This window comes from Azospirillum agricola (assembly GCF_020005195.1).
In the GTDB taxonomy this organism is placed as follows: Bacteria; Pseudomonadota; Alphaproteobacteria; order Azospirillales; family Azospirillaceae; genus Azospirillum; species Azospirillum agricola.
In genome coordinates this window covers 1,912,880-1,927,219 of sequence record NZ_JAIFZR010000005.1, presented here as the reverse complement: position 1 = coordinate 1,927,219, position 14,340 = coordinate 1,912,880, and the positions used below count along the sequence as shown (strand labels likewise).

Below are 14,340 nucleotides of genomic sequence, written 5' to 3'. Positions count from 1 at the left end.
CGTCCACCTCCGCTTCCTGTCCTTGGCTGGGACCGGGCCGCCGCCTGGGGGCCGCCCGGTCCTGGCGTCTCATGCACTCACTTGACCTGCGGCAGGGTCTCGAAGGCGTGGAACGGGGGTGGCGAGCTGACCGTCCATTCCAGCGTGCTGGCCTGCGGCCCCCAATAGGCGCCCGGCACCCGCTCGCCGCTGCGCAGCGTCTTGATGGCGATCCAGACGAACAGCAGGGTCGAGGCGAAGGAGATGTAGGCGCCCAGCGAGGAGATCATGTTCCACCCCCAGAAGGCGTCCGGATAGTCCGGGATGCGGCGCGGCATGCCGGCCAGACCCAGGAAGTGCTGCGGGAAGAAGACCAGGTTCACGCCGATGAAGGTCGTGTAGAAATGGACCTTGCCCCAGAACTCCGGATACTGCCGCCCCGACATCTTGCCGATCCAGTAGTACCAGCCGGCGAAGATCGAGAACACGGCACCCAGCGACAGCACGTAGTGGAAGTGGGCGACGACGTAGTAGGTGTCGTGCATGACGTTGTCGAGGCCGCCGTTGGCCAGCACCACGCCGGTCACGCCGCCGACGGTGAACAGGAAGATGAAGCCGATCGCCCACAGCATGGGCACCTTGAAGTCGATCGACCCGCCCCACATGGTGGCGACCCAGGAGAAGATCTTCACGCCCGTGGGCACCGCGATGATCATCGTCGCGGCGGTGAAGTAGGCCTTGGTGTTGACGTCGAGGCCGACCGTGTACATGTGGTGCGCCCACACGACGAAGCCGACGACGCCGATGGCGACCATGGCGTAGGCCATGCCGAGGTAGCCGAAGATCGGCTTCTTGGCGAAGGTCGAGATGATGTGGCTGATGATGCCGAAGGCCGGCAGGATCATGATGTAGACTTCGGGGTGGCCGAAGAACCAGAACAGGTGCTGGAACAGGATCGGGTCGCCGCCGCCTTCCGGGTTGAAGAAGGTGGTGCCGAAGTTGCGGTCGGTCAGCAGCATGGTGATGGCGCCGCCCAGCACCGGCACGGCGAGCAGCAGCAGGAAGGCCGTCACCAGCATCGCCCAGACGAACAGCGGCATCTTGTGCAGCGTCATGCCCGGCGCGCGCATGTTGAAGATGGTGGTGATGAAGTTCACGGCACCCAGGATCGAGCTGGCGCCCGCCAGATGCAGCGCGAAGATCGCCATGTCGACCGACGGCCCGCCATGGCCGAGCGGCGAGGACAGCGGCGGGTAGATCGTCCAGCCGGTGCCGGCGCCGGTGCCGACGAAGGCGGAGCCCAGCAGCAGCAGGAAGGCCGGCACGATCAGCCAGAAGCTGATGTTGTTCATGCGCGGGAAGGCCATGTCGGGCGAGCCGATCATGAGCGGCACGAACCAGTTGCCGAAGCCGCCGATCAGCGCCGGCATCACGACGAAGAAGACCATGATGAGGCCGTGCGCGGTGATCAGCACGTTCCACATCTGGCCGTCGCCGACGATCTGCAGGCCGGGATGCTGCAACTCCATGCGCATGATGACGGAGAACAGGCCGCCGATCAGCCCGGCGATCACCGAGAAGATCAGATAGAGCGTGCCGATGTCCTTGTGGTTGGTCGAATAGAACCAGCGCTGCACGAACCCCGGCATGTGGTGGTCGTCGTGCCCGTGGTCATGCCCGTGGGCCTGTCCCGGATTGGCGTTTGCCATGTCTTCAACCCTTCGTCGCTGCCCCCCGGCCCGTCCCGGCTGTTCCGTCCTGGGAAATCCCGATCGGGATCCCGGCTGACACCCTGGCTCTGGCTGGGGTTGGTTCTTCTTGGTGTTTCTCGTGCGGGCCGGTCACTCGACCGAGGCGGCCGCCGGCAAGGTCGCCGGGGAAGCCGCCGGCAAGGTCGCCGGGGAAGCCGCCGGCAACTGGGCCACGTCGCGGCTGCCGGTTCCCATCGCGGTCTTGGTCTTGGCGACCCAGGCGTCGAAATTCTCCTTCGACACCACCTCGACCGCGATCGGCATGTAGCCGTGGTTCGTGCCGCAGATCTCCGAGCACTGGCCGTAGTAGACGCCCTCGCGCTCGGCCTTGAACCAGGTCTCGTTGATGCGGCCGGGCACGCCGTCCTTCTTCACGCCGAAGGAGGGGATGGCCCAGGAATGGATGACGTCGCCGGCGGTGACCAGCAGGCGGACGGTGGAGTTGACCGGAACCACGACGCGGTTGTCGACCTCCAGCAGGCGGCGCTGGCCGGGCTTCAGGTCGGCCTCCTGGATCATGTAGCTGGAGAAGGCGATGTTGCCGTGGTCGGGGTACTCGTAGTCCCAGTACCATTGGCGGCCGGTGACCTTGATGGTCATGTCGGCCTCCGGCACGCGCTCCGCGACGTAGAGCAGCTTGAAGGACGGCACGGCGACCACGATCAGGATGATCACCGGCAGCACGGTCCAGGCCACCTCCAGCAGCGTGTGGTGCGAGGTCTTGGACGGGACCGGGTTGGCCTTGGCGTTGAAGCGCACGACGCAATAGGCCAGCAGCGCCGCGACGAAGATCACGATCAGCGTGATGATGACGGTCAGCAGGCTGTGGAACGAATCCATCAGGTGCTTGACGGGCGACGCCGGCTCCTGGAGGCCGAACTGCCACGGGTGCGGCTCGTTCGCGAGCGCCGATCCGCCGGCGCCCAGCATTGACACGACCGCCGTCAGCCCGGCGGCCCACAGGCTCTGCCTTTTCATCCCCACCCCTCTCTTTGCCGCGACGTTCGTCATAGGCCGCGGTCGTCTCTTCCCGCCGGTGCCGCCGCCTCCCATATTTGTCCGAAGCTCCGCATCGTTGGCGAACTCAACGGTTGGGCTTGTCAGCAAAAACCGGACTATGCAGGGTTCGCGCCATTATAGCCGCGACATATCCCCGCGGCCGGAGCTTATCCCCTCATCACACTGGGTTACAAGCGATTCCTCTGACCGGCTGCGAGCATGGATCACCCTCGGTTTTCGGTTGCGCATGGGAACAAAGGTTGAGCTTGAGAAGGGGTTAAACCATGCGGCATTCCGCCGCAGTCCGTTGGCGCAGCGAATTTTTTCCATTCTGTGGGATGGCGCGGGGATTTTCGGAAGGAACGCCGCGGAGGAGTGATTGTTGCGGAGGGTGGGTCGGCTGTGTCGGGGCGCGACTCGTCTTTGGGAAGACGCCCTCTCCCGGGGCGGGAGAGGGACCTCAAGCGTCAGAAGTCAGAGGTGGGACTCGGAACGGGGCGAACCGCCCCTCAATGCTCGCCGGTGATGACCTTGCGGATTCGCCGCACGCCGGACCAGACGAAGAGAATGACCACCGGAATCATCAACCCGACCAGCATGTCGGGATCGACCTTCAGCCCGAACCCCTTCAAGCCCTTCGCCGCGTAGCCGACGATGCCGACCAGGTAGTAGCTGATCGCCACCACCGACAGCCCCTCGACTGTCTCCTGCAACCGGAGCTGCAACTGCGCCCGCCGGTCCATCGACTGGAGCAGCTCGGCGTTCTGCCCCTCCACCGCGATCTCGACGCGGGTGCGCAGCAGGTTGCTGGTGCGTGCGACGCGCTGCGACAGCGAGGTCAACCGCTGCTCGACCGCCTCGCAGGTGCGGATCGCCGGGGTCAGGCGGCGGTCCATGAACTCGCGCACCGTCTGGATCCCCTCGATGCGGATCTCGCGCAGCTCCTCGATCCGCTTCTCGACCAACTCGTGGTAGGCCCGCGCGGCGCCGAATCGGTAGCTGGTCTCGGCGGCGATCTGCTCGGTCTGCGCCGCCAGCAGGGTCAGCCGGTCGAGCAGGTCGCGCTCGTCCTGCAAACCGCGCAGCGTGGCGACCCGCGTGGTCAGCTCGGCCAGATCCGATTCGATCGGGTTGATGCGCGGCAGCACCCCACGCGCCACCGGCAGCGCCAGCAGCGCCATCACCCGGTAGGTCTCGATCTCCAGCAGGCGCTGGACGACGCGGCCGGTCTGGCGCGGCGTCATCGAATGGTCGGCGACCAGCATGCGCGAGAAGCCGTCGCCATGGATGCGGAAATCGGTCCAGGCGGTGGCGGACCGCCCGGCGATCCGCGAACCGATGTAGCTCTCCGAGCCGAACATCGCCGCCATCATGTTGGCCGAGGGCTCCGGCGTGTCGGCGTCGAGCACGGCGACATGAATGCCGACCATCAGTTCGCCCGGCAGGCCCTGAAGCCACTCGCGCGGCAGCGCGTTCACCGCCGGCTCGACGAAGGGGTCGACCAGAGCGCCGGCCGGCATGGCGCTCGGCCGGAAGACGGTCCAGGTCGAGAATTCGGTGTGGCGCTCCCACTTCAGGCGGAAGCTGCCGAAGGAGGCGCTGTGGTGGGTGGCGCCCTGCGGCGGGCGGGCGACTCCGGCCCAGTCGCACAATGCCTCCAGATGGCGGCGGTCGGTCTCCCCCGCCCCCTCGCCGGACAGCATGGCCAGCATGGTGGCGCGGACCGGCGCGCTCAGCGACTCCGGCGGGCGGGCGTGGACCTCGTTGGTCAGGGTCAGGCGCAGCGCGTGGTCCTTCAGCGGACGCCCGCCGATGGCGGCGGGCTCGCGGGGCGGGGTTGCGGTCATTACGGTTGCCTCACGCTCGGCCATGGTCCCCTGCCCTTTCTTTTTCCGCCCCCGCCCGTCCGGCAAGGTTGCCAAGCCTTGCCGGACGGCGCCCGCGACGCCACACTATGTCTCTCTTCTTAGAGCACATCGCCCGCAGCGGCGCGAGAGCGCCGGCGGCCGTCCGCCTTATACGATCGATCGAGCCCCCGGAGTGTCCATGAGCGCGCTTGCCATCACCGACGATCTCTTCTTCAACCGGGCCGGCATGGACCGCGCCCGCGTCGAAGGCGTGGTGCAAGAGGCCCTGCACAACGCCGACGACGGCGAACTCTATCTGGAGTACGCCCAGAGCGAATCGCTGGGCTGGGACGACGGCAAGCTGAAGTCGGCGAGCTTCGACACCACCCAGGGCTTCGGCCTGCGCTCCATCGCCGGCGAGGCGACCGGCTTCGCCCACGCCTCCAACCTGTCGGAGGAGGCGATCCGCCGCGCCGCCGCCACCGTGCGCGCCGTGCAGAGCGGCCACAGTGGCACGCTGGCCGAGCCGCCGGGCGGCACCAACCGCGCGCTCTACATGCCGGACAACCCGCTGCACCTCGTCCCCTTCGAGGAGAAGGTGAAGCTGCTGGCCGACATCGACGCCTACGCCCGCGGCAAGGACGAGCGCGTCCGGCAGGTGAGCTGCTCGATCAGCGGGGAATGGCAGGCGGTGCAGATCGTCCGCGCCGACGGCGTGCGCGTCGCCGATCTGCGGCCGCTGGTGCGCCTCAACGTCTCGGTGGTGGTCGCCGAGGGCGACCGCATGGAAACCGGCGGCTACGGCGGCGGCGGGCGCGTCACCTACGAGCATTACATCCAGCCGGAGACGTGGCGCGGCTTCGTCGACGAGGCGCTGCGCCAGGCGCTGGTCAACCTCGCCTCGGTGCCGGCCCCGGCGGGCGAGATGACCGTGGTGCTCGGCAGCGGCTGGCCCGGCATCCTGCTGCACGAGGCCATCGGCCACGGGCTGGAGGGCGACTTCAACCGCAAGAAGACCTCGGCCTTCGCCGGACTGATGGGCCAGCGAATCGCCGCCCCCGGCGTCACCATCGTCGACGACGGCACCATCGAGAACTCGCGCGGCTCCATCTCGGTCGACGACGAGGGCACGCCCGGCCAGTGCACGACGCTGATCGAGGACGGCATCCTCGTCGGCTTCATGCAGGACCGCATGAACGCCCGGTTGATGGGCATGCGCCCGACCGGCAACGGCCGGCGCCAGAGCTTCGCCTACCACCCGATGCCGCGCATGACCAACACGGTGATGCGCAACGGCAACCACACGCCGGACGAGATCATCGCGTCGGTCAAGAAGGGCATCTACGCTAAGAATTTCGGCGGCGGCCAGGTGGACATCACCAACGGCAAGTTCGTCTTCTCGGCCAGCGAGGCCTACCTGATCGAGGACGGCAAGCTCGGCCCCGCCGTGAAGGGCGCCACCCTGATCGGCAACGGGCCGGACAGCCTGACCCGCGTGTCGATGATCGGCAACGACAGCCGCCTCGACCCCGGCGTCGGCACCTGCGGCAAGGACGGCCAGGGCGTGCCGGTCGGCGTCGGCCAGCCGACCCTGCGGCTCGACGGGCTGACGGTGGGCGGCACGGCGGCCTGAGCGCCGGCCGACTCCGAAAGGGCATTTTGACACGGATGAACACGGATGCGGGCTCTGCCCGCGGATGACGGCGAAATCCGTGTTCATCCCTGGATATCCGTATCATCCACAGGCAAGCCGCCCACGAGAACGACGGCGGTGCAACGCAAAGGACGAGGGAGACGCGACGTGGCCGCTCTGGCGCTGGTATCGACCTTCTGCCCCGACCGGGTCGGGCTGGTCTCCGGGATCACCGGGCATCTGTTCGAACTGGGGATCAACCTGCGCGACGCGACCTTCGCCTCGCTCGGCACCGGGGCCGAGTTCTCCGCCGTCTGCGAGCTGCCCGACACGGTGACGGTCGAGGAGGTCGAGGCCAGCCTGAGCGCGCAGCCCGAACTGGCCGGCGCCCAGGTGAAGGTGACGCCCTTCGACTTCGACCCGGTTCCCGGTCCGCAAGCGCTCGTCACCCACCGGATCGAGGTGTCGGGCGGCGATCAGCCCGGTCTGGTCGCCCGTCTGTCCGAAATCTTCACCCAGTTCGAGGCGAACATCGTCCGGCTCGACGCCCAGACCCTGCCCGACCGGGCCGGCGAACGCTACAGCCTGCGCTTTTCCGTCTCCATACCTCCGGAACGCGCCGACACCTGCCTCGCCGCCGTTGCCAACACCGCCGAAACGCTTTCCCTGAATTGCAGAGCCGAGGCGCTCTAGCGTGTTTTAAATTGCATTCATGCGCATGATGCGCAAAGGATCGGCGCTTTCTCCGATCATTTGCGTATCCGCGCGTGAAATTCTTCATCGCCGCCGCCACTCTCCTGCTGTCCGTCACGGTTGCCCGTGCGGACGAACCGTCCGCGAGCCTGTCGGATTGGGGGAGCGTCGGGCTGTTGCAGACGCCGACGGCGCGCATGGCCCCCGACGGCACGATGAGCGGCGGACTGACCGGGTTGGGCGACCTGCACCGCCATGTCGCCATCGCCGTCCAGGCGCTGCCCTGGCTGGAGGTCACCGCGCGCAACAGCGTCTATCCCGGCTATTTCGGGCTTACCGAACCCGGCCTCGACGTCAAGCTGCGGCTGCGCGCCGAGGACGGGGACGGGCCGGCGCTGGTCGTCGGCGGACGCGACGTCACCGGATCGGGGCTCGACCTGCCGGGCAAGGGCCGATTCGCCGGGGAATACGTCGCGCTGTCGCGGCGCTGGTGGGATTTCGACCTGTCGCTCGGGCTCGGCTGGGGAACGCTGGGCGAGGCCGGGCATTTCCGCAACCCGCTGCGCTTCCTGGGCGGGCGCTTCCGGCGCGACCGCGATCCCTCCTGGTGGCCGTCCGTGCGGGGGCCGCGCGCGTGGTTCACCGGAGAGCGCGTCGCCCTGTTCGGCGGCGTCGAATGGCACACGCCGATTCCCGACCTCAGTCTGAAGATCGAGACGACCGGCGACACGCTGCGCGGACAACGGCAGGACCAGCCGGGTTTCACGGCCGGCAGCCGCTACAATGTCGGTCTCGCCTACCGCCCCTTTTCCTGGGTCGATCTCGGCGCCGGCTTCGAACAGGGGCGGCGCGCCATGCTGCGGCTCTCCCTGCGTTTCGATCCCGCAGAGCAGGCCGACCGCGACGGCCGGTCTCCCCCGCCGGTCGGCCCGCGCCCCTCGCCCGAGACGGCGCTGCCGGCCGACGAGATCGTCACCGTCGCCCGCGCCCACGGCCTGCCCGCCCGCGCCGCCCGGATCGATGACGGAACCGCGACGCTGTGGCTCGACCCGGCCGGGCGTTCCACGCTGCCGCTGGCGCGCGAGGTGGGGCACGCCGCACGCCTGCTGGCCGATCTGGCGCCGCCGGACGCCGAGCGGCTGCGGATCGTCACCGGCGCCGCCGGGCTGGACGGCGCGGCGCTCACCCTGCTGCGCCGCGACCTGGAGCGCGCCACCCGTCATCGCGGCAGCGTCGACGAGCTGTGGCGGACGGCCGGCGTGGCCCCCACCGACGGCCCGCCCCCCTCCTGGCGCCCCCGCCTGGATTTCGGCGCGCGGGTCGCGGCGGAGTTCGACCTCGCCGAACTGGGTACGCCGCTCGCCGTCCGCACCCACACCGACCTGCTGCTGAGCGGCGAGCCGGCGCCCGGCTGGGTGCTGGGCGGCGGCCTGCGGATCAACACCGGCGACCAGTTGGCCCTGCTCGACACCAACGCCCTGCCCGTCGCCGAGCCGGTGCGCAGCGACCTGCCGCGCTACACCCTGCACCCGGTGTCGGTCGAGCATCTGCACGCCTCCTGGCTGGCGCGCCCGGCGGACGGGCTGACCACCCGTGTCACGGTCGGCTATCCGGAGGAGATGTTCGCCGGTGTCGGGGCGGAGGCGTTGTACCAGCCGCTCACCGCCCGGTGGGCTGCCGGCCTCGACCTCAACCGGGTGTGGAAGCGGCGGCCCTCCGCGCTGTTCGCCGTGCTGCCGGACAGCGACCGGCTGACCGGCCACGCCAGCCTCTACTGGGAAAGCCCCGGTGCCGCCACCACGAGCGCGCTGCGGCTCGGCCGCTATCTGGGCGGCGATTGGGGCGGCACGATCGAGGTGACGCGCCGTTTCGCGGGCGGCGTCGCGCTGTCGGCCCAGGCGACCTGGACCGAGGGGCCGGACGGCGGGCAGAGCCGTTTCGGCGGCCGCATGGATTGGGGCATGGCGCTGTCGGTGCCGCTCAACGCCTCAGGCTGGCTGCCCGTCGGCGGCACGGCCGAGACGGCTGTGCGCACGCTCGGACGCGACGCGGGGCAGAGGTTGCGCCACCCCCTGCCCCTCTACGACACGCGGGTGCCGGGCGGCTTCGGCCGCCTCGCCGGCACCTGGTCGACGCTGCTGGATTAGCGCGGCGTGACAGTGCCGGCGCGCGGATCCAGCTCGACGCTGCTCCAGCGGCCGTCGCGGTCCTGCGCCTGGGCGACGTAGCGGTCGCCGTCCTTGCGGAAATCGCGCACCATGGTGTAGCCGGCCGCGCTGAACTGGTTCAACAGGGTGGTCTGGCTCAGCTCCAGGTCGTTCTGGCCCCGCCCGCGACGCGACGAGATCTCGCTGTTCATCGCGGTGCCGCGCATCGACGTCCGGTTGGACGAGCCGGTGGCGTCACGGTTCATCGCCGCGTTGCCGGTGCTGCCCGACATGGCCCGCTGATGCATCCGGTCCTGGTGCTGCATCGCGTCCCGGCGATGCATGGTGTCCTGGTCCATCGCCTGACGGTTCATGCCCCGATTGGGACGGGAGCTGCCCTGGCCCTGCCACTGGTCGTTCTCCGACAGGCTCCGCACGGCGGGCGCGTCGGTGCGGCCCGACGCGCCGGTGCTGTCCGGCGTCGGCGCGCGCAGGGCGCCGTTGCTGTCATAAGTCGGGGCGATGCCCGTCGTGGTGGGCATTCCACTCTGGGCCATCGCCGCCGGGGCGGCGGCCAGCGTGGCGGCGATCACCGCCAGACACAGCTTGCTGTTCATCGGTTTCCTCTCCGCGTTCATGCGGAACCGCGCCCGGCCGGCATGGCGCGGACGCGGTTCTCGAGACAGTCCCAACAGGCGAAGCCCCCGCTTTGTTGCCGTCGGGCGGCGCGGGACCGAAAAGACCCGCCGTCCGCCCTCCGGGTGGAACCTCCCCTTCCGCACAGTGTTCTGATCCTTGACAACCGCTTGCCGACCCGCTCCACCCCCACCGGGGACGGACGGGAGCCGGCGGCGGTCCCAGCAACATCCATGAGCGCGCCGGCCGCATCCGAGGCCGGGCGAGGGAGGGTACGATGCTCTATTGGGCACTGGTTTTCTTCGTGGTCGCGCTGGTCGCCGGCGCGCTCGGTTTCGGCGGGATCGCGTCGGCCTCGTCCGGCATCGCGCAGATCCTGTTCTTCCTGTTCCTGGTCCTCTTCGCGGCCAGCCTGATCATGGGTCTGGTCCGACGCCGCTAGAGCGGATCGCGTAAAACCGGAATCGGTTTGGCGCGTGAATCCGCTCGTCATCAAAAGGCTAAAGTTTCGTGCGTTTCTTATTGAACGCACGAAACTTTAGCCCGGCCCGGCCACAACGTCCGCATGAGCGCGAGGGGGCGGCGTCCGGATGTCCGGACGCCGCCCTTTTGACGTTCAGGCGTCGGCGTCGTCGGACGGGCTGCGCCCCTCCATCAGGGCGCGCAGGGCGCGACGGCCGCGCGACAGGCGCGACTTCACCGTGCCGATGGAAATCCCCAGTATGTCGGCGGCCTCCCCGTAGGAGATCCCCTCCAGCCCGATCAGCAGCACGACCTCGCGCTGCTCGTTGGGCAGCAGGCCCAAGGCGCGGCGCAGGTCGCGCAATTCCAGCCGGACGAACTGCGATCCGGGAGCGGCGCCGATGGCCGCCTGCGCCTCGGCGTCGATGTCCACCACCGGCTGGCGGCGGCGCACGCCGTTGATGTGCAGATTGCGCAGGATGGTGAACAGCCAGGCGCGCAGGTTGCTGCCCGGACGCCACAGATGCAGGCGCGACAGGGCGCGCTCCAGGCACTCCTGCACCAGATCGTCGGCCAGGGTCGCGTCGCGCACCATCGCGCGGGCGAAACGGCGCAGGCGCGGGATCTCGGCCTCGATCTGCGCGATCACCTCCGGGTCGGGCGGCGCGTTGGGATCGGGAATGAACTCGCCATCGCCGGCTTCCGGATCGGCGTCGAGCGTATGGTCGCCTTCGGCATCCCCGTGATCCAGAGCGTGGTCCAGGGGCCCCCCGCCGGCCGGTTCGGGTCCGAACGCCGCCGGCTCCAGCGGCGCCGGAACGGACATCCGGTGGCTCAGGGTGGTTGCGACGTGATTAGCCATCGGTGAAACGATGCCTCCTTGGCTGCTGTCGGCGGCCGGCCGCGCGGGGTGCGTGCCCGGGGTCTCCAGCCCGGCGGTCCGGCGATGCCATGCGCAACGCTTCGGGACCGCCATTTCAAAAGCGGATTGTCTGGCCCGACCTGTACGTAATGACCGCCCTCTCCGCCTGCCAGTTGGGCAAAAGGCTAGTCGCAGCCTCCAAGTGGCGAGAGTACCCCTTGTATCCCGGCCGCATCGCCGTTCGGGTGTTGGCGCGGGACTTGGTGCTTCGTGTATCCCTCCAACAAGATTGGAGGATGCATGACCAGCTCAAAAAGGAAAAGACCGACCGACACGCGTCGATCGGTCTCTGAATTTTTCTGCGGAAGCTCCGAATTCAGCCATTCCGGCGATTTTCGACGCTCTCCCCTCCCTTCAACCACGGCAGACAAAGGATTTCTGACCGTCTGCAAGCGTCTCCTTCGGTTGGACTACGACTCCTCCCATAAGGGTGTCTTCTTTCTTCTGAGAGGAACTATACCGATACCCGCCGCGGTCGGCCAGAACATCAAAGGCGGTACGCCTTCCGCCCGGCGCCGGTTGGCAACTTTTGCGCGAATCGCCGTGCTGGCCGTCCTATCGCTGCTTGCCGTGGGGGCGCCACCGGCGCTGGCCGCCGATGGGAAGAAGCGGGCGACCCCGGTCGCGGCGCCGGCGATGCCGGTTGACAAGACCGTCCGGGTTCTGGAGGCGCTCGCCAGCAAGGGCAGCGCCCGCGCCCAGTACGAACTGGCCGAACGCTACGAGACCGCCAACGGCGTGAACCGCGACGAGCGGCTCGCCCTGTCGCTCTATTGCCGGGCGGCCCGGCAGGACCACGCCGATGCGGCGCTGCGCGCCGGGCGCATGCATCTGGCCGGACGCGGCGGCGTGTCGAGGGACGAGGATCTGGGCCGCGCCTGGCTGCGCAAGGCCGCCTCGCTGGGCAGCCCCGACGCCGAGCGGATGACCAGGGTATCCACCGGCGCCAAGGTGCGCGGCCCCGACCGCTGCGAGCCGCCCAGCGTCCGCTGGGGCATCATCCGCAAGCCGCCGGCCGAGGTGCGCGCGATGGTCACGAAAATGGCGCCGACCTACGGGCTGGACCCCGAGCTGGTCCTGGCGGTCATCGCCGTGGAATCCGGCTACCGTGTCGATGTGGTGTCAAACAAGAACGCCATGGGGCTGATGCAGCTCATCCCGGAAACGGCGGAGCGCTTCGGCGTCACCAAGCCCTTCGACCCGGAACAGAACCTGCGCGGCGGCATGAAGTATCTGCGCTGGCTGCTGGCCCATTTCGACGGCAACGTCACCTTCGCGCTGGCCGGCTACAACGCCGGGGAAGGAGCGGTCCGCCAGTACAAGGGCATCCCGCCGTACCGGGAAACCCAGGATTACGTTGTGAAGGTGCGCAGCGTCTACCCCCGCACCCGCCATCCCTTCGACAGGAGCGTGGTGCAGTCCGCCGGCCTGCCGTCGGCCACGCACGAGGAGGTCGCCGAGCTGTCGACATCGACCAGGACGCGCGTCGCCGCGAAGCGGTAAGGACGGGAGGTTGCGAATCGAAAGGAGCGACTCGGGCTTACGGCCAAGCCGATGGTTAACAGTTTGGTTACAAAAGAGCGCTTACCCTTCGGAAGCAAACGCTTTTCCCCAGCGTCTCTTCCCGAGGACCTCGCCCGATGACCATGGCCGCCGACGTCGATACCATCGAACGCACCTCCATCGTCGCCTACACGCTGTTGAACGAGCTGCACGAGGTCCTGGCCTTGCCGAAGGCTCCGGACGACGTGACGCTGGGCATTCTGATGGGCCTGTCCATGTTCCTCGACGACAAGGTCGGGCCGATCCGCGCCAAGCGCCTGATGACGGAGGCCCCGACCATCGTGCTGAAGACCGACGCGCATGTCACCTCCGACCAGACGCAGCGCATCCTGCCGGTGCTGCGCGCCTTCGGCGACCATCTGAAGGAGCTGCGCGTGAAGGCCGAACGGCCGGTCGACGGCAAGGTCGCCTGATCTCGCGTTGATTCCGGCCTGTCATTTCTGGATGGCTGTTCGAAGCCCGGTGCCGGCGGCACCGGGTTTTGCCGTCTTGCGGCCATCGCCGCCCTGGAACCTTGACCGGCGATGGGAATCGGCGGAAGCTCCCGGGCCATGGACTGGTTCACGGGGTTCAGCATCGTCGCCATGGCGGCCGGCGTGACCATCAGCGTCGTCGTGCTGGTGGCCGTCGGATCGATCCGGCGCAGCCTGAACGAAGGCGCCGCGCGCCAATCCCAGCAGGTCAAGAAGCTGACCGAGATGGTCGCGAGCCTGTCCGCGCAACAACAGGCGGCGCAGACCCGCATCCAGCAACTGACCGACGCCAACCGCAAGCTGACCGAGGAATTCAACGCCCTCGGCGAGCGGTTGAGCGACGCCGACACGGTCCAGCGCGTGTCGGGCAGCGTGAAGCTCCTGCACTGATGCACACCGCACCGATCCACACGCCCGACGCCGTCAGCGAGCGCGCCCGGTGGGCCGCCAGCGCCGACGCCTGGGACCGCTGGGCCGACCCGATGGCCGATCTCGCCGACAAGCTGAACCGCCCGCTGCTCGACGCCGCCGGGGTGGCGGCGGGCGACCGCGTGCTCGACCTCGCCTCGGGCGCCGGGGAGCCGGCGCTCAGCGCCGCCCGCCGGACCGGCCCGCAGGGGCTGGTGGTGGGCAGCGACCTCGTCCCCGGCATGCTGGCCGGCGCGGTGCGCCGCGCCGCGGCGGAGGGACCGCAGGCGCCGGTCTTCACGGCCGCCGACATGACCGCCCTGCCCTTCGCCGACGGCGCCTTCGACCGGGTGACCTGCCGCTTCGGCATCATGTTCGTGCCGGACGTCGCCGGCGCTCTGGGAGCGGTGCGCCGGGCGCTGCGGCCGGGCGGCAAGGCGGCCTTCATGGTGTGGGGACCGCTTTCCGGCAACGCCCTGTTTGCGGAGATCGCCGCCGCCGTCGCCGGGCATCTCGGCGAGGACGGCAGCCTCGACCCGCTGTTCCGCTTCGCCGAACCGGGGTTGCTGGCCAACGCAATGATCGGGGCCGGCTTCGCGCGGGCCGACGAGGCCGACCTGACGCCGGTGCGCAAGGCGCCGGCCGACCAGCCCTTCTGGCGGGCGGCGCTGGAGATGAGCTTCGGGCACCGGCTGGGCGGCCTCGCCCCCGACCGCCGCGCGGCGCTGGAGGCGGACATCGCCGCCCGCTTCACCGCGCAGGCCACCGGCGGCGTGGTGCCGGTGCCCGCCCATGTGCGGATCGTGACCGGCACGGCGGCCGCGTAA

The 14,340-nt window shown here is 69.1% G+C and carries 13 protein-coding genes; 8 read left to right on the top strand and 5 right to left on the bottom strand.

All coding sequences use genetic code 11. From position 1 onward, the window contains the following. Nucleotides 1-77: 77 nt before the first annotated feature. The 3 genes from ctaD to JN22_RS24105 all read right to left on the bottom strand — a co-directional run bounded on the left by ctaD (nt 78) and on the right by JN22_RS24105 (nt 4,576). Nucleotides 78-1,688 (bottom strand): cytochrome c oxidase subunit I, encoded by a 1,611-nt coding sequence (gene ctaD / locus JN22_RS24115; protein WP_085556307.1) that lies wholly within the window; start codon nt 1,686-1,688, stop codon nt 78-80. A gap of 132 nt (nt 1,689-1,820) precedes the next feature. Continuing rightward, complete coding sequence (gene coxB / locus JN22_RS24110; RefSeq protein ID WP_085556306.1) at nt 1,821-2,708, bottom strand: cytochrome c oxidase subunit II; 888 nt, start codon at nt 2,706-2,708, stop codon at nt 1,821-1,823. 530 nt (nt 2,709-3,238) lie between these two features. Continuing rightward, entirely contained in the window at nt 3,239-4,576 is a 1,338-nt protein-coding gene (locus JN22_RS24105; RefSeq protein ID WP_085556305.1) for a DUF3422 family protein, read from the bottom strand. Between the two features lie 199 nt (nt 4,577-4,775). Between JN22_RS24105 and tldD the strand changes: the two genes are divergently transcribed. The 3 genes from tldD (at nt 4,776) to JN22_RS24090 (ending at nt 9,049) form a co-directional block, all read left to right on the top strand. Further along, a complete protein-coding gene (gene tldD, locus JN22_RS24100; RefSeq protein WP_085556304.1) occupies nt 4,776-6,209 on the top strand; it encodes a metalloprotease TldD in 1,434 nt (477 codons plus the stop codon). Between the two features lie 168 nt (nt 6,210-6,377). Then, complete coding sequence (locus JN22_RS24095; protein ID WP_143268396.1) at nt 6,378-6,902, top strand: glycine cleavage system protein R; 525 nt, start codon at nt 6,378-6,380, stop codon at nt 6,900-6,902. 74 nt (nt 6,903-6,976) lie between these two features. Beyond that, nucleotides 6,977-9,049 carry a YjbH domain-containing protein gene (locus JN22_RS24090; protein ID WP_085556302.1) on the top strand — a complete coding sequence of 691 codons (2,073 nt, stop codon included), beginning with the start codon at nt 6,977-6,979 and terminating at the stop codon, nt 9,047-9,049. Here JN22_RS24090 and JN22_RS24085 read toward each other — a convergent pair. Then, entirely contained in the window at nt 9,046-9,666 is a 621-nt protein-coding gene (locus tag JN22_RS24085; protein ID WP_085556301.1) for a hypothetical protein, read from the bottom strand. The two genes, JN22_RS24090 and JN22_RS24085, sit on opposite strands and share 4 nt — an antisense overlap. Before the next feature lie 296 nt (nt 9,667-9,962). Between JN22_RS24085 and JN22_RS24080 the strand changes: the two genes are divergently transcribed. Beyond that, complete coding sequence (locus tag JN22_RS24080; RefSeq protein ID WP_085556300.1) at nt 9,963-10,127, top strand: DUF1328 domain-containing protein; 165 nt, start codon at nt 9,963-9,965, stop codon at nt 10,125-10,127. A 174-nt stretch (nt 10,128-10,301) separates the two neighbouring features. On the opposite strand, the gene JN22_RS24075 is transcribed toward JN22_RS24080, so the two are convergent. After that, nucleotides 10,302-11,009, bottom strand: a complete 708-nt coding sequence (locus tag JN22_RS24075) for an RNA polymerase sigma factor (RefSeq protein ID WP_085556299.1) — start codon at nt 11,007-11,009, stop codon at nt 10,302-10,304. A gap of 603 nt (nt 11,010-11,612) precedes the next feature. Here JN22_RS24075 and JN22_RS24070 point away from each other — a divergent pair. From JN22_RS24070 to JN22_RS24055, 4 genes are all read left to right on the top strand, one after another. Next, complete coding sequence (locus JN22_RS24070) at nt 11,613-12,572, top strand: transglycosylase SLT domain-containing protein (RefSeq protein ID WP_223677867.1); 960 nt, start codon at nt 11,613-11,615, stop codon at nt 12,570-12,572. A gap of 137 nt (nt 12,573-12,709) precedes the next feature. Beyond that, nucleotides 12,710-13,045, top strand: coding sequence for a hypothetical protein (locus JN22_RS24065; protein ID WP_085556297.1), 336 nt, complete (start codon nt 12,710-12,712; stop codon nt 13,043-13,045). 138 nt (nt 13,046-13,183) lie between these two features. Further along, a complete protein-coding gene (locus tag JN22_RS24060; protein ID WP_085556296.1) occupies nt 13,184-13,495 on the top strand; it encodes a hypothetical protein in 312 nt (103 codons plus the stop codon). After that, the gene (locus JN22_RS24055) at nt 13,495-14,340 is read left to right on the top strand and encodes a class I SAM-dependent methyltransferase (protein WP_223677866.1); all 846 of its coding nucleotides are present in this window, start codon (nt 13,495-13,497) and stop codon (nt 14,338-14,340) included. Before JN22_RS24060 ends, JN22_RS24055 begins: the two co-directional genes overlap by 1 nt.

What these genes read in the sequence shown, in the direction of transcription:
- ctaD (WP_085556307.1), bottom strand. Translation starts at nt 1,688, where the DNA reads ATGGCAAACGCCAATCCGGGACAGGCCCACGGGCATGACCACGGGCAC.
- coxB (WP_085556306.1), bottom strand. Translation starts at nt 2,708, where the DNA reads ATGAAAAGGCAGAGCCTGTGGGCCGCCGGGCTGACGGCGGTCGTGTCA.
- JN22_RS24105 (WP_085556305.1), bottom strand. Translation starts at nt 4,576, where the DNA reads ATGACCGCAACCCCGCCCCGCGAGCCCGCCGCCATCGGCGGGCGTCCG.
- tldD (WP_085556304.1), top strand. Translation starts at nt 4,776, where the DNA reads ATGAGCGCGCTTGCCATCACCGACGATCTCTTCTTCAACCGGGCCGGC.
- JN22_RS24085 (WP_085556301.1), bottom strand. Translation starts at nt 9,666, where the DNA reads ATGAACAGCAAGCTGTGTCTGGCGGTGATCGCCGCCACGCTGGCCGCC.
- JN22_RS24080 (WP_085556300.1), top strand. Translation starts at nt 9,963, where the DNA reads ATGCTCTATTGGGCACTGGTTTTCTTCGTGGTCGCGCTGGTCGCCGGC.
- JN22_RS24075 (WP_085556299.1), bottom strand. Translation starts at nt 11,009, where the DNA reads ATGGCTAATCACGTCGCAACCACCCTGAGCCACCGGATGTCCGTTCCG.
- JN22_RS24065 (WP_085556297.1), top strand. Translation starts at nt 12,710, where the DNA reads ATGACCATGGCCGCCGACGTCGATACCATCGAACGCACCTCCATCGTC.
- JN22_RS24060 (WP_085556296.1), top strand. Translation starts at nt 13,184, where the DNA reads ATGGACTGGTTCACGGGGTTCAGCATCGTCGCCATGGCGGCCGGCGTG.
- JN22_RS24055 (WP_223677866.1), top strand. Translation starts at nt 13,495, where the DNA reads ATGCACACCGCACCGATCCACACGCCCGACGCCGTCAGCGAGCGCGCC.